This window comes from Marinovum sp. 2_MG-2023 (genome assembly GCF_030548265.1).
Classification (GTDB): Bacteria; Pseudomonadota; Alphaproteobacteria; order Rhodobacterales; family Rhodobacteraceae; genus Marinovum.
In genome coordinates this window covers 139,519-159,824 of record NZ_JAUOSD010000008.1, presented here as the reverse complement: position 1 = coordinate 159,824, position 20,306 = coordinate 139,519, and the positions used below count along the sequence as shown (strand labels likewise).

General features: G+C 59.5%; 15 protein-coding genes. 9 read left to right on the top strand and 6 right to left on the bottom strand.

Going from position 1 to position 20,306, the window contains the following annotated elements; translation table 11 throughout:
• Together Q4577_RS11645 and Q4577_RS11640 are read right to left on the bottom strand one after the other, a co-directional pair.
• Nucleotides 1–942, bottom strand: coding sequence for an alpha-E domain-containing protein (locus Q4577_RS11645; RefSeq protein ID WP_244690987.1), 942 nt, complete (start codon nt 940–942; stop codon nt 1–3).
• Nucleotides 942–2,366, bottom strand: coding sequence for a circularly permuted type 2 ATP-grasp protein (locus tag Q4577_RS11640; protein WP_303468149.1), 1,425 nt, complete (start codon nt 2,364–2,366; stop codon nt 942–944). The genes Q4577_RS11645 and Q4577_RS11640 overlap by 1 nt, the downstream gene beginning before the upstream one ends.
• Before the next feature lie 465 nt (nt 2,367–2,831).
• On the opposite strand from Q4577_RS11640, the gene Q4577_RS11635 reads away from it, so the two are divergent.
• The 5 genes from Q4577_RS11635 (at nt 2,832) to infB (ending at nt 9,836) form a co-directional block, all read left to right on the top strand.
• Nucleotides 2,832–4,238 (top strand): hypothetical protein, encoded by a 1,407-nt coding sequence (locus tag Q4577_RS11635; protein WP_303468148.1) that lies wholly within the window; start codon nt 2,832–2,834, stop codon nt 4,236–4,238.
• A 169-nt stretch (nt 4,239–4,407) separates the two neighbouring features.
• A complete protein-coding gene (gene rimP, locus Q4577_RS11630; RefSeq protein ID WP_303468421.1) occupies nt 4,408–5,016 on the top strand; it encodes a ribosome maturation factor RimP in 609 nt (202 codons plus the stop codon).
• 5 nt (nt 5,017–5,021) lie between these two features.
• A complete protein-coding gene (gene nusA, locus Q4577_RS11625) occupies nt 5,022–6,656 on the top strand; it encodes a transcription termination factor NusA (protein WP_303468147.1) in 1,635 nt (544 codons plus the stop codon).
• Between the two features lie 24 nt (nt 6,657–6,680).
• The gene (locus tag Q4577_RS11620; protein ID WP_303468145.1) at nt 6,681–7,343 is read left to right on the top strand and encodes an RNA-binding protein; all 663 of its coding nucleotides are present in this window, start codon (nt 6,681–6,683) and stop codon (nt 7,341–7,343) included.
• Nucleotides 7,344–7,349: 6 nt separating this feature from the next.
• A complete protein-coding gene (infB, locus tag Q4577_RS11615) occupies nt 7,350–9,836 on the top strand; it encodes a translation initiation factor IF-2 (RefSeq protein WP_303468143.1) in 2,487 nt (828 codons plus the stop codon).
• A 243-nt stretch (nt 9,837–10,079) separates the two neighbouring features.
• On the opposite strand, the gene Q4577_RS11610 is transcribed toward infB, so the two are convergent.
• From Q4577_RS11610 to Q4577_RS11595, 4 genes are all read right to left on the bottom strand, one after another.
• Nucleotides 10,080–10,217: a hypothetical protein gene (locus Q4577_RS11610; RefSeq protein ID WP_244690990.1), complete on the bottom strand. Its 138-nt coding sequence runs from the start codon at nt 10,215–10,217 to the stop codon at nt 10,080–10,082.
• A gap of 150 nt (nt 10,218–10,367) precedes the next feature.
• Entirely contained in the window at nt 10,368–10,769 is a 402-nt protein-coding gene (gene mutT / locus Q4577_RS11605) for an 8-oxo-dGTP diphosphatase MutT (protein WP_244690991.1), read from the bottom strand.
• 84 nt (nt 10,770–10,853) lie between these two features.
• The gene (argJ, locus tag Q4577_RS11600; RefSeq protein WP_303468140.1) at nt 10,854–12,080 is read right to left on the bottom strand and encodes a bifunctional glutamate N-acetyltransferase/amino-acid acetyltransferase ArgJ; all 1,227 of its coding nucleotides are present in this window, start codon (nt 12,078–12,080) and stop codon (nt 10,854–10,856) included.
• A 3-nt stretch (nt 12,081–12,083) separates the two neighbouring features.
• Nucleotides 12,084–12,935 (bottom strand): peptidylprolyl isomerase, encoded by an 852-nt coding sequence (locus Q4577_RS11595; protein ID WP_303567612.1) that lies wholly within the window; start codon nt 12,933–12,935, stop codon nt 12,084–12,086.
• 169 nt (nt 12,936–13,104) lie between these two features.
• Here Q4577_RS11595 and secA point away from each other — a divergent pair, with 169 nt between their 5' ends.
• The 4 genes from secA (at nt 13,105) to deoC (ending at nt 20,305) form a co-directional block, all read left to right on the top strand.
• Nucleotides 13,105–15,858, top strand: a complete 2,754-nt coding sequence (gene secA, locus Q4577_RS11590) for a preprotein translocase subunit SecA (RefSeq protein ID WP_244690994.1) — start codon at nt 13,105–13,107, stop codon at nt 15,856–15,858.
• A 233-nt stretch (nt 15,859–16,091) separates the two neighbouring features.
• Nucleotides 16,092–17,456 carry a hypothetical protein gene (locus tag Q4577_RS11585; protein ID WP_303468137.1) on the top strand — a complete coding sequence of 455 codons (1,365 nt, stop codon included), beginning with the start codon at nt 16,092–16,094 and terminating at the stop codon, nt 17,454–17,456.
• Nucleotides 17,457–17,480: 24 nt separating this feature from the next.
• Nucleotides 17,481–19,046, top strand: a complete 1,566-nt coding sequence (locus Q4577_RS11580) for a phosphate ABC transporter substrate-binding/OmpA family protein (RefSeq protein ID WP_303468136.1) — start codon at nt 17,481–17,483, stop codon at nt 19,044–19,046.
• A 263-nt stretch (nt 19,047–19,309) separates the two neighbouring features.
• Nucleotides 19,310–20,305 (top strand): deoxyribose-phosphate aldolase, encoded by a 996-nt coding sequence (gene deoC / locus Q4577_RS11575; protein WP_303468134.1) that lies wholly within the window; start codon nt 19,310–19,312, stop codon nt 20,303–20,305.
• Nucleotide 20,306: the final 1 nt, after the last annotated feature.

Sequence of the window (20,306 nt, the reverse complement as noted above, 5' to 3'; positions counted from 1 at the left end):
TCACTCCGAAAACCTGAAATCTATTTCAATTTGCGCGCCCAGCGCGCTGAAATGCCCAAGGATCTTTTGTATGAATTCATGCAACCCAAACCGAAAGATCGCATCAATATCCATATTCAGGAAATCCTGTTCGATACGCGCAACATTTTCGCAAGATGGCGGATGAATGTCATAATTCTTGGCCAGATAGTCGAGGTTGCCGCGGATCTTGGACACACAAAACCCAAGACTGCGGGGCATGCGCCCATCCAGAATCAGGAATTGGGCAATGTCGCGGGGGTGCAGGGTGCTGCCATAGCTCATGCGGAACCCGCCACGGGCCGACACCGACCGCAGGATGGTTTCCCACTGCATGTTGTCGATTGACGACCCCACAGACATGACCGATGGCAACAGGACGTAATATTTTACGTCCAGAATGCGCGCGGTGTTGTCCGCCCGTTCCAGAAATGTGCCGATTCGGGCAAAATCATAGATGTCATTGCGCAGCATCGTGCCGTGGGTCGCGCCCCGTACCAATGCCGTTTTCTGCCGAATCGCCCCCAGAACCTGGGGCAGATCGCGCGCGGGCACCGCCCGGGCAAGGACCGTTTTCGCGTCGATATAGGCGCTGTTGGTTGCCTCCCAGACCTCATGTGTCAGGGCGGTGCGCACCAGACGCGCGTTCTGGCGCGCGGCCTTGATCGCCGACAACACCGAGGACGGATTGTCCGGCGACCGCAGCAACCAATCAATTGCGGCTTCTTTGGTGGTGGTTTCGTGTTTTTCGTCAAAGGCTTCGATGGAACCGGCGGTTTGCAGCACCGATCGCCATTCGGAATCCGTAGCGCCCAGCCGTGTCAGGGCAATGCGTTCGCCGGTTTCCACCAGCCGTGAAGTATTTTCTGCTCGCTCAAGATAGCGGAACATCCAATATAGACCGTTTGCCGTCTTGCCGAGCATCAGTCCTCCAACACCCAGGTGTCCTTGGTTCCGCCGCCTTGCGAGGAATTGACCACCAATGAGCCTTTTTTCAGTGCCACCCGCGTCAATCCACCGGGCGTGATGCGAATGCCCTCGGGGCTGACCAGCACATAGGGCCGCAAATCCACGTGGCGCGGCGCAAGCCCCGCCCGCGAAAAAATCGGCACCGTCGACAACGCCAAAGTGGGCTGCGCAATGTAATTGCCGGGACGCGCAATCAGCTTCTGACGGAATTCCGACAGTTCCCGCTTGCTGGACGTCGGGCCAATCAACATGCCATAGCCGCCAGAGCCATGCACCTCTTTGACCACCAGATCCGCAAGGTTGTCGAGCACATAGGCAAGCGAGTCCTTGTCCGAACAGCGCCAGGTCGGCACATTTTCCAACAAAGGCCGCTCGCCGGTGTAAAACTCAACGATTTCCGGCATATAGCTGTAAATCGCCTTGTCATCGGCAATACCGGTGCCCGGCGCGTTGGCAATGGTGATCCCGCCGCTGCGATAGACATCCATGATGCCGGGCACGCCCAGCTGGCTTTCGGGATTGAAGTTCAGCGGATCAAGGAAATCATCATCAATCCGGCGATAAATCACATCAATCGGCTTGTATCCTTGGGTGGTGCGCATCGCGACGCGACCATCCACAATCTGAAGATCGTGGCCTTCGACCAGCTCGACCCCCATTTGATCCGCAAGGAACGCATGTTCGTAATAGGCCGAGTTATAGATCCCCGGCGTCAACACCGCGACCGTCGGCGACCCACCCGCCTTGGCCGGCGCACAGGCCGCAAGCGAACGACGCAAATCCGTCGGATAGCTCTGGACCGGTTGCACGCGGTTTTGCGAGAACAATTCCGGGAACATCCGCAACATCGTCTCGCGGTTTTCCAGCATATAGCTGACCCCGGACGGCGTGCGGGCGTTATCCTCCAGCACATAGAACTGATCATCGCCGGTGCGCACCAAATCAATCCCGACAATATGGGTATAGATGCCGCCCGGCGGATCGACCCCCATCATCTGGGGCAGAAATGCCTCGTTATTGGCGATCATCTCGATCGGGATACGCCCGGCTTTGATGATTTCCTGACCATGATAGATGTCATGCAAAAAGGCGTTGATCGCGCGCACCCGCTGCTCGATGCCACGGCAGAGTCTCTGCCACTCCTGGCCAGCAATAATGCGCGGGATGATGTCAAAGGGGATCAACCGTTCTTCCGCCTCGGCCCGGCCGTAGACGTTAAAGGTGATCCCGGTCAGCCGGAACAGCTCTTCCGCTTCTCGCTGCTTCGCTCGAAGACGCTTGGGGTCTTCGACATCGAACCAGGCGTTGAAATTCCGGTAGGGGCGCCGCAAAACGTCGTCGCGGCCCCACATTTCGTCAAAGGTCGATGTGTCATTCATGGTTATGACCCTAGCCGCCACAATCCGGCCTGTCTTGTGCTTGTTTCACACCGACAGGCCAATTTGACGGTTTTATCCAAAAATTTCAGGGGACTTATCCGCATCTGCCTTTTTTTTTGGCAGGCTTCGCGGCAAAAAACACCCCCGACGAAAGTCGTCCTCATCGCGGCGCAAGTTCAGTGAAGTGTCAAGGGGTTGGCCGATTATTTCCGCCCTTCAAAGCGCCGCGATTCGCGGTTCTGCGCCGCTGGCCCATTGATACGAGCGCCCGGGAAAATTCAATCGAATTTGAAAAGTTTACGTTTGATTAACCTTGAAACGCAAAAATCCAAAAGCTCTGATGGTGCGCGCCGGAACCAACACGCCAAATCACGGCACATTATGAAGCAGGGTGAAACGGGACGCGGAAAAGAATTGCACCGTATCCGCGGCAACCGGAATGATCGTTAGGTATGGGATTGCTTTATGCCGTCACAGGTTAATCATTACATTCTCGGCAACTCCCTGATCAATCACACAGGTGGGCCGCACACCAATGTTCCGCATTGGGTGGATTACTTTGCCGATGCGGCTGGGCATGGTTATGCGGTCAATGGCAGTTTCGGTTTCCTGCGCCAATTCGCCGAGGCCGACGGCACGCAATCGGGCTGGGGTTTTGCCGGCGTCAATTCCGCCTGGAATGCCGATGACACCGCATTTGAAGATGTCGACTTTGATGTCATTACCATTGCCCCGGCAAATTTCATTCAGGATCAGTCACCTGATGCCAATTACTATGGCGATGACATTTCGCCACTTGTGGCAACCCAGGAAATCGTCGCCGACCTGACCACTGCCCAGCCGGGTGCAGAGGTTTTCATCTATCAGGGCTGGGCCGACATGGCCTATTTCACCGATGATCTGGGCGCGGCAGACAGCATTATCGAAGAGTATTACGCCTATAACCAAGGGGCCTATCTGGATTGGTACGACACGCTGGCAGATGGGATCAATGACGCCGATCCCGATGCCAATGTCACGGTCCTGCCGGTGGGGTCGATCCTGTCGGAATTGCTGCAAGAGGACGGTGTTCTTGGGGATTTGTCGATTGCGGATCTCTATGTCGATTCAGCGCCGCACGGCACGGAAACGCTCTATTATCTGGCCGGAATGGTGCAATACACCGCGCTTTACGGCGAACCTGTGCCCACGGATATTGCGCCGCCCGCGGGAATCGATCCGCGCGTGATTGCCCGCATGGACGACATCAACGACGTGGTGGTGGCCGAATTGCAGGACGCCGGGTTCGACATTGTCTCTACGCCCGAATCAGAGTCGCAGGCAGATGAGACAGAGCCAGACGACACCGCCGAAGCCGAACCGGATCAAGAGACCGACCCCACCGCAACGCCAAATCCGCAGCCCGTACCCGATTCTGCGCCCGACTCCGTGGCCGAGCCGGACACATCCCCAGAAGACGACACAGAAACCACACCGGACCAAAGCTCTGAGCCGGACACGCCAAAGACTGAGACTGAGACTGAGACTGAGACTGAGACTGAGACTGAGACTGAGACTGATCACGAAACCGACGTAACGTCGTCGTCCAAGTCGAAATTCTTTGCCGCATTGTCGGGCCTGATGTCCAAATCCGAAGCCACCGCACCAACACCCGAGGCGCAAGTCCCTGACGAACAAGACAGCCCCCCGGACACCACCCCAGAGCCGGCCCCGGCGAAGTCTGGCCCGACCGAGCAAGGCCAAACCAGCGACGAAAGCGGCGCCTTTTCGGACCTGCTGGATTTTCTTTTGGCCAACGCGGTCCCCCCCAAGGAAGGCGAGACCGATGACACCCCCGAGGCCGAAGAAGAAGATGCGGATTTCCTGTTTTGACGCAAAGCCGCGCCTAGCCCCTTGCGTCAAGCGGTGTCAGAGCGTATATGCCCCATTAATAGCGGCGCGTCGGGCCAGACCTGAAGCACCACCGGGAAATTTCGACGGGCCGCGCGCCCGTTTTTTTGTGCCCGATGGCAGGACCCACAGGACCCGCATGAGTGACATTTTGTCCAATACACTGATCGCCAAAGCCGCGATTGACCGCCGCCTCGCCGAGATCATCAGCCCGGTGATCGAGGATATGGGATTCGAACTGGTTCGGATTCGCCTGATGAGCGGCAAAACCCAAACGCTGCAAATCATGGCCGAACGCCCGACCGGCGGCATCGAGGTCGATGAATGCGCCGATATTTCGACTGCGATCAGCGCGGTTCTGGATGTCGAAGACCCGATTCTCGATTCCTATGCGCTTGAGGTCTCAAGCCCCGGCATCGACCGTCCGCTGACCCGGCTGAAGGACTTTGAAACCTACGAAGGCTGGGAGGCCAAGCTTGAAACCTCCGAGCTGATTGACGGTCGCCGCCGCTTCAAGGGTGAGCTGGCCGGCGTCGAAGGCGACGAGGTTCTGGTGAATGTCGAAGGCTCGTCCGAGGGCGAGGATACCGTGACACTTGGCCTGAAATTCGATTGGCTGAGCGATGCCAAACTTTTGCTGACCGACGATCTGATCCGCGAAATGCTGCGCCAGCGCAAAGCCGCCGGTGGCGACGACGGCGCCGCCGACGAGACCAAACTTGACGATATCGAGACCGACGAGTCTCGCGAAGGGGAGTAATACTCATGGCAATCACCTCAGCCAACCAGCTTGAGCTGCTGCAAACCGCCGAAGCGGTGGCGCGCGAAAAGATGATCGACCCCGGTCTGGTCGTCGAAGCGATGGAGGAATCCCTCGCCCGGGCCGCCAAGTCGCGCTACGGCAGCGAAATGGACATCCGCGTCCATATCGACCGCAAGACCGGTCGCGCCACATTCACCCGTGTGCGCACCGTGGTCGAAGAAGAAGAGCTGGAAAACTATCAGGCTGAGATGACCGTCACTCAGGCCAAACAATATATGGCCGATCCCAAGGTAGGCGAGCAATTCGTCGAAGAAGTGCCGCCGGTCGAAATGGGCCGGATCGCCGCGCAATCCGCCAAGCAGGTGATCCTGCAAAAGGTGCGCGAAGCGGAACGTGACCGTCAGTACGAAGAATTCAAGGACCGCGCCGGCACCATCATCAACGGTCAGGTCAAGCGCGAAGAATACGGCAATGTCATCGTCGACGTGGGCCGGGGCGAAGCAATCCTGCGCCGCAACGAAAAGATCGGCCGCGAGAGCTATCGCCCGAACGACCGCATCCGCTGTTTCATCAAGGACGTGCGCCGCGAGGCCCGCGGCCCGCAGATCTTCCTGTCGCGGACCGCACCGGAATTCATGGCCGAATTGTTCAAGATGGAAGTGCCGGAAATCTATGACGGCATCATCGAGATCAAGGCCGTGGCCCGTGATCCGGGCTCGCGCGCGAAAATCGCCGTGATTTCCTATGACGGCTCGATCGACCCGGTCGGTGCCTGCGTTGGTATGCGCGGCAGCCGGGTTCAGGCGGTGGTGAACGAGCTTCAGGGCGAAAAGATCGACATCATCCCCTGGAACGAAGATCAGCCGACCTTCCTTGTGAACGCGCTGCAACCGGCAGAAGTGACCAAGGTTGTTCTGGACGAAGAAGCCGAGCGCATCGAAGTTGTGGTGCCCGACGAACAGCTGAGCCTCGCCATCGGGCGTCGCGGCCAGAACGTGCGGCTTGCCTCGCAGCTGACCGGTCTTGATATCGACATCATGACCGAGGAAGAAGAATCCAAACGTCGTCAGGCCGAATTCGAAGCCCGCACCAAATTGTTCATGGACAACCTGGATCTGGACGAATTCTTTGCCCAGCTCCTGGTCTCGGAAGGGTTCACCAACCTCGAAGAAGTGGCCTATGTCGAAGTTGACGAACTTCTGGTGATTGATGGCGTCGACGAAGACACCGCATCGGAACTGCAAACCCGTGCCCGTGAGTTCCTGGAAGAACAGGCCCGCAAGGCGCTGGAAACAGCCCGCGAACTGGGTGCCGAAGACAGCCTTATTGACTTTGAGGGTCTGACACCCCAAATGGTTGAAGTTCTGGCCAAGGACGGCATCAAGACGCTGGAAGATTTTGCAACCTGTGCCGATTGGGAATTGGCCGGCGGCTGGACCACCGATAACGGTGAACGGGTCAAGGATGACGGCCTGCTGGAACCATTTGATATGTCGCTGGAAGAAGCCCAGGCGCTGGTGATGACCGCCAGAATCGAATTGGGTTGGGTTGATCCGGCTGAGCTGGAAACCACAGAAGACGACGCAGAAGAGACTGACGAAGCGGATGCTGACGTGGCGGAGGAGGCCCGGGACTAAAGGTCCAGGGCGCGAGAACCGAACATGACCAGTGACGCCGACAAGGTAGATAAGGTACAAGACTCTATAGAGTCGGAGCAGGACACCGGGACCACCGGGCCGAAACGCAAATGCATCGCCACCGGCGAGGTGCGGCCAAAGGCCGAGATGATCCGTTTTGTGGTCGGCCCCGAGGCCCAGGTGGTGCCCGATATTCTGGGGCGTTTGCCCGGGCGTGGTATTTGGGTTCTGGCAACGCGCGCCGCTGTGACAAAAGCGGCGGACAAAAAGCTGTTTTCGCGCAGCGCCAAGCAACCGGTTCAGGTGCCGGACGGTCTGGTACAGGAAGTGGAACGCCAGCTTGCGCGCCGTGTGGTCGATTTGATCTCACTGGCCCGCAAGGGCGGCGGCGCGGTAGCAGGCTATGAAAAGGTCAAGGACTGGCTGATGAAAGACGAGGCCGAGGTTCTGATCCAGGCAAGTGACGGATCGGAACGCGGCAAGACCAAACTGAGCACACCCTATGGTGGCAGCTATATCGGCTGGCTCACGGCGGGTGAGTTAGGATTGGCTTTTGGACGACAAACTGTGATACATGGCGCGCTCGCGTCTGGTGGACTCACGGAACGTGTAGTAGAGGAAGCCGCAAGATTAAAAAATTTGCGCGTGAATGACGACGGTGGCAGCGGCCGCCGGAAAGGAAAATAGAGCTTTATGAGCGATAATGACGGCAAAAAGACCCTTGGTGTGCGTAGCGGCCCCCGTGCGGGAAATGTGAAGCAGAGCTTCAGCCATGGCCGGACCAAGAACGTCGTGGTGGAAACCAAGCGTAAGCGCGTTGTCGTGCCCAAACCCGGCGCAGCCAAACCCGCAGCGGTGGGTGCAGGCGGCGGTGCGGGTCCGGGCAGACGCCCGGCCGGGATCACCGATGCCGAAATGGAACGTCGGCTGAAGGCGGTTCAGGCCGCCAAGGCCCGCGAAGGCGAAGAAGCCGCGCAGCGCGCAGCAGCCGAAAAGGCCCGCGCAGAAGAACGTGAGCGCCGCCGCGCCGAAGCCGAGGCCAAGGAAGCCGAGCAACGCGAGGCCGAAGCCAAAGCCAAGGCGAAAGCCGAGGAAGAAGAGCGCAAGCGCCGCGAATCCGAAGAGGCCGCCAAGGCCGCAGCCAAACAGGCTGCTGACCCCTCCCCTGCCCCTGACGATGCCCGCGCCAAAGTTGCCCCCGCCAAAAAGGTGGAGCAGCGCGCGCCTGACAAAGATCAAGACCGTCAGAACCGCAACAAGAACCGCGGCGACAACAGCCGTCGCTCCGGCAAGCTGACCGTGAACCAGGCGTTGACTGGTGGCGAAGGCGGACGGCAGCGGTCGATGGCGGCCATGAAACGCAAACAGGAACGCGCACGTCAAAAGGCGATGGGCGGTCAGGTCGAGCGTGAAAAGGTTGTGCGCGAAGTCAAACTTCCGGAAACCATTGTGGTATCCGAATTGGCGAACCGCATGGCGGAACGTGTGGCTGACGTGGTCAAATCGCTCATGAACATGGGCATGATGGTCACCCAGAACCAACCTCTGGACGCCGACACAGCCGAGTTGATCATCGAAGAATTCGGCCACAAGATGGTCCGGGTCTCTGATGCTGACGTCGAAGACGTGATCAAGGAAGTGGAAGACAAGGAAGAAGACCTGAAAGGTCGTCCGCCTGTCATCACCATCATGGGCCACGTCGACCACGGCAAAACCTCGCTTCTGGATGCGATCCGCAACACCAAAGTGGTGTCGGGCGAAGCCGGCGGGATCACCCAGCATATCGGCGCCTATCAGGTCGAAACAAAGGACGGCGCAGTTCTGTCGTTCCTCGACACGCCGGGTCACGCGGCCTTTACCTCGATGCGGTCACGCGGGGCCCAGGTCACGGATATTGTTGTGCTGGTGGTTGCGGCGGATGACGCCGTGATGCCGCAGACGATCGAGGCGATCAACCACGCCAAAGCTGCCGAAGTTCCGATGATTGTCGCAATCAACAAATGTGACAGACCTGCTGCGAACCCGGACAAGGTGCGCACCGATCTGCTGCAACACGAAGTGATTGTCGAAAAGCTTTCGGGTGACGTGCAGGACATCGAAGTCTCGGCCATCACTGGCCAGGGCCTGCCTGAATTGCTTGAGGCCATCGCGCTTCAGGCTGAAATTCTGGAACTGAAAGCCAACCCTGATCGCGCCGCCATGGGTGCCGTGATCGAGGCCCAGCTGGATGTGGGCCGCGGCCCTGTCGCAACGGTTCTGGTCCAGAACGGGACGCTGAAACAGGGCGATATCTTCGTCGTGGGCGAACAATGGGGCAAGGTCCGCGCGCTGATCAGCGACACGGGCGACCGCATTACCGAAGCCGGACCATCGGTCCCGGTCGAGGTTTTGGGCCTGAATGGCACACCCGAAGCCGGTGACGTTCTGAACGTTGTCAGCACCGAATCGCAAGCGCGTGAAATCGCGTCCTACCGCGAGCAAGCGGCCAAGGACAAACGCGCGGCTGCCGGTGCGGCCACCACGCTGGATCAGCTTTTGGCCAAGGCCAAGGAAGACGAAAACGTCTCCGAGCTGCCGATTCTGGTCAAAGCCGATGTGCAGGGGTCTGCCGAAGCCATCGTTCAGGCGATGGAAAAGATCGGCAACGAAGAGGTGCGCGTGCGCGTGCTGCACTATGGTGTGGGTGCGATCACCGAAAGCGACATCGGCCTGGCCGAAGCGTCCGGCGCGCCGGTTCTGGGCTTTAACGTCCGGGCCAATGCATCGGCCCGCAACACCGCCAACCAGAAGGGCGTGGAAATCCGCTACTACAGCGTGATCTATGACCTTGTGGACGATGTGAAAGCTGCGGCATCGGGTCTGTTGTCGGCAGAGGTTCGCGAAAACTTCATCGGCTATGCCAAGATCAAAGAGGTCTTCAAAGTCTCCAACGTCGGCAAGGTCGCGGGTTGTCTGGTCACCGAAGGGGTGGCACGCCGCTCCGCCGGGGTACGCCTGCTGCGCGACGATGTGGTGATCCACGAAGGGACGCTGAAAACGCTGAAGCGCTTCAAGGACGAGGTTGCCGAAGTGCAATCCGGCCAGGAATGCGGCATGGCGTTTGAGAACTATGATGATGTCCGCGCCGATGACGTCATCGAAATCTTTGAACGCACCGAGGTCGAGCGCCAGCTCGATTAATCGACCCAATCTGCGTTTACATCCGACCCCCGCGACATGCGGGGGAGGATCGAAACATTTAGCGGCCCGAAATCCTGGATTTCGGGCCGCTTTTCTTTGAGGTCAGGTTCTTGCCCGCGAAAATTGTCCGAGAGGTAGACAAGGAAAAAGGGGCAGATTGCTCTGCCCCTTCCTCGTTTTGCGCGGTGAATTTTGCGTGGTGAGTGTCGCGCAATAGATTCGGTATTCTTGCGTTTCCGCGGTTCAGGCGGTTTTGGACGAAACCGGCCGACCTTCATAAACGCGGGCCCCATCGCGAACCGCGATTCGGCCATCGGACAATTCACTTACGAATATGCCCTGAACGGCAATATACTTGCCCAGAGTGATGGTTCTCAGCATTTTTCTCTCCCCAATGCCATTGTAAACAGATTACGACAAAAAGCATTAAAGTCGAGCTAAAATCCGCGGAAGCACTGCGCAAATATCCGCATGTGCGCGGAAATATTAATCATTTGGCCGAACGACAGCGCCAATCGGGTGAGAGAGACTTTACAACCAGTCCCGCAAGATCGGGATCAGCGGGATATCCGCCGCCGGCATCGGGTAATCCCGCAGGGCGTTGGCATGCACCCATTTCAATGTCTGGCCCTCTTGTGGTTGGGGCACGCCCTGCCATTTCCGGCAGGCAAACAGCGGCATCAAGAGATGGAAATCATCATAAGAATGGCTGGCAAAGGTCAACGGAGCAAGACAGGAGGCCCAGGTGTCTATGCCCAGCTCCTCGTGCAATTCACGGATCAGGGCCGCTTCCGGGGTTTCGCCGGGCTCGACCTTGCCGCCGGGGAATTCCCAAAGCCCGGCCATGGATTTGCCTTCCGGGCGTTGCGCCAAAAGGACACGACCATCGCGATCAATCAGGGCAACGGCAGACACGAGAACAATGTTTTTCATAATACCGCGATTCGTTGACCGGACAGAGCGAGGGGCCAGCCCCTCGCGCTCCCCGGGATATTTGGAAACAGAAGAAGGGCCCGTTCAGGACCGGTAATCGGCGTTGATGTCGATATAGCCGTGGGTCAGATCACAGGTCCAGACCCGACGGGCGCCAGATCCGAGGCCAAGATCCACCGCAATACGGATGTGTTCGCCTTTCATATGTGCCGCAGCCTGCTCTTCGCGATACTCGGGCGAGACCCAGCCCTTGTCCGCCACCAGCACATCGCCAAAACGGATTGTGATCAGGTCGCGATCCGCCGCCGCGCCGCTTTTGCCGATCGCCATGACAACCCGGCCCCAGTTGGGATCTTCGCCCGCGATGGCGGTCTTGACCAAAGGTGAGTTGGCAATGGCCATGGCATGGGTATGGGCCTCGGCGTCGCTGGCCGCGCCGGTCACGTCGATTTGAACGAATTTGGTTGCGCCCTCGCCGTCGCGCACGACCTGATGCGACAGGTCCATCATCACCTCGAACAGCGCCTCTTTGAAGGTCGCATTGTCGGACACATCCACCCCCGACGCCCCGGTTGCCGCCAGAAGCAGCGAGTCGGACGTGGAGGTGTCGCTGTCGACGGTGATGCAGTTGAAGGTCAGGTCGGTCAATTCCGAGACCATGCCCTGTAATTCCGCCTGGCTGATTTTGGCATCCGTAAAGATATACACCAACATCGTCGCCATATCGGGCGCGATCATGCCAGAGCCTTTGGCGATACCTGCGATCTGCACCTTTTGGCCGCCGACCTCAACGTCACGCGCCGCGCCCTTGGGGTAGGTGTCTGTCGTCATGATGGCCCGGGCCGCGTCCGCGATCCCGGCATCGGTCTGGCTGCTGGCCAATTGGTCGAGCACGGTGATGATCCGGTCATGCGGCAGGGGTTCCCCGATCACGCCGGTGGACGAGGTAAAGACCCGCGCCTGGGGCAAGCCGGTTGTTGCGGCAACAGCGTTGCAAATTGCCGCAACCGATTCGTCACCATGCCGCCCGGTAAAGGCGTTGGAATTGCCTGCATTGACCAGGATCGCCGCCCCGGCGGCAGGGTCGCCGCCAAGTTTGGCCTGACAATCCAGCACCGGCGCCGAGCGGGTGGCGGAGCGGGTAAAGACCCCCGCCACCGCCGTACCCGGTGCCAGCAGCGCCAGCATCACATCCTTGCGCCCGGCGTATCGCACCCCGGCCTCCGTCGCGGCGAAAGTGACCCCGCCAATCACCGGCAGATCCGGAAACTTTGCAGGGGCGAGAGGCGATACTTTGAGCGATTTGGCCATGATTTATTGTCCGATAAGATCGAGGTTTTTCAGAATTGCCGTGTCAATTTCTTCCTTTTCGGTGCGCGTGACCTCTGCTGCGTCGGTCAAAGCGTCCAGCTCGGCCTCCAGGGCCTGGTTGCGCACCTTTTCTTCCAATTCGCCGCGCACGGCCTCCAGCTCCGGTGCTTCCTGCACGCGGGTGTCATTCAATTTGATCACGTGCCAGCCGAATTGCGTCTGCACCGGCTCGGAAATATCGCCCTTGCCCATGTCTTTGACTGCATTTTCGAATTCCGGCACCATCATGCCTTCGCCGAACCAACCCAGGTTGCCGCCGTTGGGGCCAGAGGGACCGGTCGAATGGGCCTTGGCCAGTTCCGCGAAATCTTCGCCGTCACGGGCGCGAGTCACCAGATCGGCAGCCTCTTCTTCGGTTTCCACCAGAATGTGCGAGGCATTGAATTCAACACCGCGGTCCGCGCCTTCGTAGCTGTCCGCATAAGCGGCGGCGATGGCCGCTTCGCTGATCGCGCCATCCATCACCGATTGCGCATGTTCCGCCGCGCGCAGCGCGCGCTCTTCGTTGTCCAGCGCCATGGCCACCCGCGCAGAGACCGTATCGGGGCCGGATTGCACCAAAACGGTCTGCTGAATGATCTGGTCCAGGATACCATCCCAAAGCACGTCATCGGGCAATTGCTTCAGCTGTTCCGGCAGGCTGGCGCGGATCATGATCATGTGACCCAGGGTCACTTCGGTGCCATTGATCGTTGCCACCACCGTATCGGCAGTTGGGGCGCTGTGCTGCTCTGCATATGCCGGAACGGCAAGGAGCGCCGCAAAGACCGTGGATTTAAGGCATTTCAACATCATCTGTTCCTTCAATCATTGCCGCAACCATGGGCGACGTTGACACTGCTTGGGGTGGCCCTTACATCGCTTTTGTCCAGCCGGGCACCTGTTTCCCCAAATCCATATGGGTTGCGGCGATGACGGGCAAGGCGGGCACACGCAGATTTGCGCATTATTCGACGGAGAGATTATGCTGGGCTTTGGAAAAATCGCCAGATCGGTGTTTGGAACGCCGAACGACCGCAAGATCAAGGCGACCCGCCCGCTGGTCGACAAGATCAACGCGCTGGAGCCCGAGTTCGAGGCGCTGACAGATGACGGTCTGAAACAAAAGACCAAGGATCTGGCCGATCGCGCCAAGGGCGGCGAGAGCCTGGATGACCTCCTGCCGGAGGCTTTTGCCAATTGCCGCGAGGCCGCCAAACGGGCGCTGGGCCTGCGGGCCTTTGACGTGCAGCTTCTGGGCGGGATTTTCCTGCATCAGGGCAATATCGCCGAAATGAAGACCGGCGAAGGCAAAACGCTGGTGGCGACCTTCCCGGCCTATCTGAATGCGCTGACCGGCAAGGGCGTGCATATCGTGACGGTCAACGATTACCTTGCAAAACGTGACGCCGAATGGATGTCCAAGGTGTATGGCGCGCTGGGGCTGACCACTGGTGTGGTCTATCCGTGGCAATCCGAACAGGAAAAACACGACGCGTATAATTGCGACGTCACCTATGCGACGAACAATGAGCTTGGGTTTGATTACCTGCGGGACAACATGAAATCCGAGCTGAAGGATATGTTCCAGCGCGGACATAACTTTGCCGTGGTGGATGAGGTCGACAGCATCCTGATCGACGAAGCGCGGACCCCGCTGATCATTTCCGGCCCGGCCGAGGATCGCAGCGACCTCTATCAGACCATAGACAAGCTGATCCCGTTGCTGAGCGAAGATCACTACACCATCGACGAAAAGACCCGCAACGTCACCTTTACCGACGAGGGCAACGAATATCTGGAAAACCAGCTTCGGGCCCATACGCTGCTGCCCGAGGGGCAGTCGCTTTATGATCCGGAAAGCACCACCGTGGTGCACCACGTCAATCAGGGGCTGCGCGCCCACAAGCTGTTCCAGAAGGACAAGGATTACATTGTTCGCGACAATGAAATCGTGCTGATTGACGAATTCACCGGGCGGATGATGTCCGGGCGCCGTCTGTCCGATGGCCTGCACCAGGCGATCGAGGCAAAAGAAGGCTGCGAAATCAAACCCGAAAACGTCACATTGGCCAGCGTGACCTTTCAGAACTATTTCCGGCTCTATGGTCGTCTGTCCGGCATGACCGGCACCGCCGTGACCGAAGCCGAGGAATTTGCCGAAATCTATGGTCTTGGCGTCGTCGAAATCCCGACCAACAAGGGCATTGCCCGCGTCGACGAAGACGACAAGGTGTTCCGCTCGGCGGAAGAAAAATACAAGGCAGTCATCGAAGAGGTGAAGGCCGCACATGAACGGGGCCAGCCGGTGCTTGTCGGCACCACCTCGATCGAAAAATCGGAAATGCTGAGCCAGGCGCTGACCCAGGCCGGGTTGAAACACAATGTTTTGAACGCGCGCCAGCACGAACAAGAGGCCCAGATCGTCGGCGATGCCGGTAAACTGGGCGCTGTGACCATCGCCACCAACATGGCCGGGCGAGGCACCGACATCAAATTGGGCGGCAGCGTCGAATTCAAGATCATGGATGCCATTGCCGCCGCCCCGGATGCCGACCCCGAAGAGATCCGGCAACGGATCGAAGAGGGCCACACCGCAGACGAAGAAGCGGTCATCAATGCGGGCGGGCTTTATGTGCTGGCCACCGAACGCCACGAAAGCCGCCGCATCGACAACCAGCTGCGCGGTCGTTCGGGTCGGCAGGGCGATCCGGGGCGGTCGTCCTTCTTCCTGTCGCTTGACGATGACCTGATGCGGATTTTCGGCTCTGAACGTCTGGACAAGGTGCTCAACACCCTTGGCATGAAAGAGGGCGAGGCGATCGAACACCCTTGGGTGAACAAATCGCTGGAACGCGCCCAGGCCAAGGTCGAAGGGCGCAACTTTGACATCCGCAAACAGCTTCTGAAATTCGATGACGTGATGAACGATCAGCGCAAGGTGATCTTCTCCCAACGCCGCGAGATCATGGAAGCCGAAGATCTCTCCGAGATTGTGCGCGACATGCGTCACGATGTGATCGACGAGCTGGTCGATCAATATCTGCCGCCAAAATCCTATGCCGATCAATGGGACATCGAGGGGCTTCAGGGCGCTGCGATCCAGTATCTTGGCATGGATCTGCCGTTGCGTGACTGGGCCGACGAAGAAGGTGTTGACCAAGAGGTCATGCGCGAGCGTCTGGAAGACGAGAGCGACAAATACATGGCGCAAAAGGCCACCGCATTCGGCCCTGAAACCATGCGCAACATCGAAAAGCAGGTGCTTCTACAGACCATCGACGGCAAATGGCGCGAGCACCTTCTGACGCTTGAACATCTGCGCTCGGTTGTGGCGTTCCGCGGATACGCCCAGCGCGACCCGTTGAATGAATACAAGAACGAGGCCTTCCAACTGTTCGAAACCATGCTGGAAAGCCTGCGCGAGGAAGTCAGCCAGAAGCTCGCCCAGATCCGCCCGATGTCGCAAGAGGAGCAGGCCGAATTGATGCGCCAGATCCAGGCACAGCAGGCGGCGCAGAAAGAGCTGGAACAACAGGCCCAGCCCGTTGGTCAGGCCGCCCCCGAACCCGAAGCGCCGGCTCAACCCCAAGGCGAGGCGATCGCCGCCGCCGGAGAAGACGGGGCATTGCCGGGCTTTGACGAAAATGATCCCACCACCTGGGGCACTCCCGGCCGCAACGAACTTTGCCCCTGCGGATCCGGCAAGAAGTTCAAACATTGCCACGGTCGCGTTTGACCGCATAAACGACAATTGATTTTGCAAAAGGCCGGGCGGATTGTCCGGCCTTTTTGCTTTCACGATTTGTGAAGGCGGCGGGAACAATACCCGCATAACCGCCGGATTGTGGTGCAAATGCGAAAATTGTGGCGACAATCGTCCGAATCTCTCCGCGTAACCGCCGCATCTCTGCCCCGTTCTTCCACCATATCAGTCTGCGGAAAATCCCGACGACGGGTGTGGAGTAAAAGATGAAACTTCGGTTCGGTAAAATCATCACTGGCACATTGCCCAAGCTGCCCAAAGGCAAACTGACGCTGGGCGCGATGCCCCTGGGCAAATTTGCTCATGGCAAAGCCACCGGCGGCGCATCTGGTGCAAAAAAGGGCGGTGCCAAATCCACGCTGCGCGGTATCCCGGTCAACCGGGCCACTCTGGCGCTTGGCAGTGGGGCGGCGATCTTTGCCATCGGGTTTGTCATGCAGAACTTCGGCGGTCACCCCGCTGCGGATCAGCTGCGGCACGCCGAAGCCATCGCACGGGTCAACGCGCCCGCCAAAGCACAGGCCAACACACCGGCCAACGCCACATCACCCAATTCCAATCACACCGCCGACCTGAGCACGGCACAGATCTTGCCGCAAACCGCATCGGTCTCCGAACTTACCAGCGCCCTTGGGCTGGCCAATGTCACGCCGACATCTTCTGCGATCCTGCCCGACGACGCGCCCCCGGCCGCATTGCCACAGGATCGAATCGCCGCACTTCAAATCGAGCCGGAGGCCGAGCCAGCCCCGCTGGAAGTCGCGCTGTTGCAGGATGCTGACGCGCCCAATCCGTTTCAAACCTCCCCCGAGGACACCGCCGGAATTCTGGTCGCCGCCGCACCCATGCAAGTGACGCCAGACACCGCCCCCGCCAGCGTGCCATCGACGGCCTGTGACATCACCATGACCGCGGACCCGGCGCCAACCGCCATGGCTGATCTGATGGTCACTGCCAGCTGCCTGCCCGATGCCCGATTTACCCTGCATCACAATGGCATGATGTTTCACGCGCTGACCGACGCCAACGGCCAAAGCAAACTGCGGGTGCCCGCATTGTCGGAAAACGCAGTGTTCATCGCATCTTTTGCCAATGGCGAAGGCGCCGTGGCCCAGATCGACGTGCCTACGTTGGCGTTTTATGACCGGGTTGTCGTCCAATGGCACGGCAATGCCGGTCTTGGATTGCATGCGCTGGAATTTGGCGCGACATATTTTGACAAGGGCCATATCTTCAGCGGGGCCCCCGGCAACATGAAGGATGCCGCCAATGGCACCTCTGGTTTCCTGTCCCGTTTCGGCCATGACACCGGGCCTGCGGCATTGATGGCGGAAATCTATACCTTCCCCACCCGCACCAGCGAAACTGACGGCCAAATTGGCCTCTCGATCGAAGCAGAAGTGACCTCGGCCAATTGCGACCGCGAAATTGATGCCCAAACATTGCAGCTGACACCGGGTCAAGCCCTGCGCACCAATGATCTGACGCTATATATGCCCGCCTGTGATGCCTCTGGTGACTTTCTGGTGTTGAATAATTTGCTCCAAGACCTGAAAGTCGCCCGCAACTGAACAGCGACCTGAGGGCCGAGCCAAATGACCAAGCAATGTGCGGCGTTCTGCGCCGCACTTTTCCTATTTCTGACAGGCCTGGCTCCGGCGGTCTCGGCACAGGATGTCACCCTGACATCGCTCGACGGCGCCGTCGAAATCGAAGGCACGCTGCGTGGCTTTGACGGCGAATTCTATCGTTTGGATACGGTTTATGGCGAAATCACCATTGATGCCTCTGGGGTAAGCTGCGACGGGCCGGGATGTCCCAACCTCGAAGCTTACGTCGCCGAAATGCGAGTTTCAGGCTCTGCCACCATGGGAGAGGTGCTGATGCCGGCCTTGATCGAGGCCTTCGCCCTGCGCAATGACCTGCAAGCCCTGCGCCAGGTCACGGGACCAGAGCGATTCACCTATGCGCTGCGCGACCGCGAAAGCGGCGACACCAAGGCGCTGTTCCATTTTCACAACACCAACACAAACGAAGGCTTTGCCGATCTCCTGGCCGATGACAGCGACATCGTCATGTCCCTGCGCGAGGTGCGCCCCTCCGAAGTGCGCAATGCACGCGAGGTCGGTTTGGGGGATCTGACCGGGGCGAATCGCAGCCGGGTGCTGGCGCTGGACGCGATGGTGCCAATCGTGTCGCCACGCAATCCAATGGCGGCCATCAGCCCGGCCCAACTGGCGCGGATCTTTGGCGGTGGCATTACCAATTGGCTGCAATTGGGCGGGCCGGACGCGCCGATTGTCCTGCATCTGCGGGATGCGCAATCCGGCATCGCCCAATCGGTCCAGGATCGGCTGATGGCGCCCGCGCGTCTGTCGCTGGCGAATGACATCACCCGCCATGCCACCAACAGCGATCTGGCTGACGCGGTGGCCAATGACGTGTTGGGCATTGGCATCGCCAGCTTTTCCGAAATCGGCAATGCCAAACCGGTGCTGCTGTCGGGACGCTGCGGGTTTCAGCTGCGCGCCACCCGGCTGGCGATCAAAACCGAAGATTATCCGTTGACCGCGCCAATGTTCCTCTATCTTCCCGCCCGCCGCTTGCCAAAACTGGCACGGGATTTCCTGACCTTCACCCGGTCCGACACAGCCCAGATCGTCATCCGCCGCGCCGGCTTTGTGGATCAGGCCCCGGAAGAGGTCGCGATCAACGCCCAGGGCGATCGGTTCGCCAATGCGATCTCTGCCGCCGGATCGGAAACCAGCCTGGATGAACTGAAACGCATGGTCACCACCCTTGGCACACGGGCGCGCCTGTCGACCTCTTTCCGGTTTCGCGCCGGATCGGCACTCCTGGATGCGCAATCCCGCTCCAATGTCCAACAATTGGCCCGTGCGCTGGAGGCCGGCAAATACGACACAAGATCCGTGATGTTTGTCGGTTTTTCCGACGGTGACGGCCCCGCCAGCGGCAATCGCGACATCGCGATGAAACGCGCCGCTGCCGTGCGCGACGCCGTGATTGCCGCCGCCGAAACCGCCAATTTCGACCGGGTTGTGGTGGAAACCGATGCCTTTGGTGAAGCGCTGCCCATGGCCTGTGATGACACCGCATGGGGCAAACAGGCCAATCGCCGCGTCGAGGTCTGGGTGCGCTGAACACGCCCACCCACCTTTCATCTGACCAGAAATATCCCGGGGGGTTTGGGGGGCTGGCCCCCATCTGTCATGCGGTTGGGGGACTGCCCCATCTTTCCTGCGGCTTGGCGCACCTGGCCCGCCAACCTCCCACAATCCCGCCGCCTCCCCGACTTACACGCGCCTTCGCACGCTCTGCCCGCGACCTTCCGCAAAGCGACCCCTTGCCGCCCCTGCGCCATCATGGCACCGTTGCAGCAATTGATCCAAGGGGGAGGGAGCCCATGGCAACCACGACCAAAACCGCAGAAGACACCACACATCTTCCCCAGACATTTGAGCCACGCAATCCCGGGATGGAGCTGGACCTGGACTGGGTGCTGGGGGTAGAGGCCAACCGATCCGCCATCGAACGCCGCGCGGCGACCTTGCCGGGGCGGCGCAGTGTGAAAAAGGACTATCAGGCGGCCTGGCTCTGCCGGGCCATTTCCTGCATCGACCTGACGACATTGGCCGGCGACGATACCGAGGGCCGGGTGCGGCGGCTCTGTGCCAAGGCTCGCCAACCGGTGCGGGCCGACATCCTTCAGGAACTGGGGATGGAGGGGCTGACCACCGGCGCGATCTGTGTCTATCACGACATGGTGGCCACCGCCGTCGCCGCGTTGGAGGGCACGAATATCCCCGTCGCGGCGGTCTCTACCGGGTTTCCCGCCGGATTGTCGCCGTTTCACCTTCGCGTGGCCGAGATCCATGAAAGCGTCCAGGCCGGTGCCCGCGAGATCGACATCGTGATTTCCCGCCGCCATGTCCTGACCGGCAATTGGCAGGCGCTTTATGACGAGATGCGCGCCTTTCGCGCCGCCTGTGGCGAGGCGCATGTCAAGGCGATCCTGGCCACTGGCGAATTGGGCACGTTGAAGAATGTCGCCCGCGCCAGCCTGGTTTGCATGATGGCCGGCGCCGATTTCATCAAGACCTCGACCGGCAAGGAAAGCGTCAATGCCACCCTGCCAGTGTCGCTGGTGATGATCCGCGCAATCCGCGAATACCATCAACGCACCGGCGTGCGCGTCGGATACAAACCCGCCGGCGGGATTTCCAAGGCCAAGGATTCGCTGACTTATCTGGCGCTGATGAAAGACGAGCTCGGCGACCGCTGGTTGCAGCCTGACATGTTCCGCTTTGGCGCATCGTCCCTGCTGGGCGATATCGAACGCCAACTGGAACACCACGTGACCGGGCGATATTCTGCCAGCTATCGCCACGCAATAGGCTAAG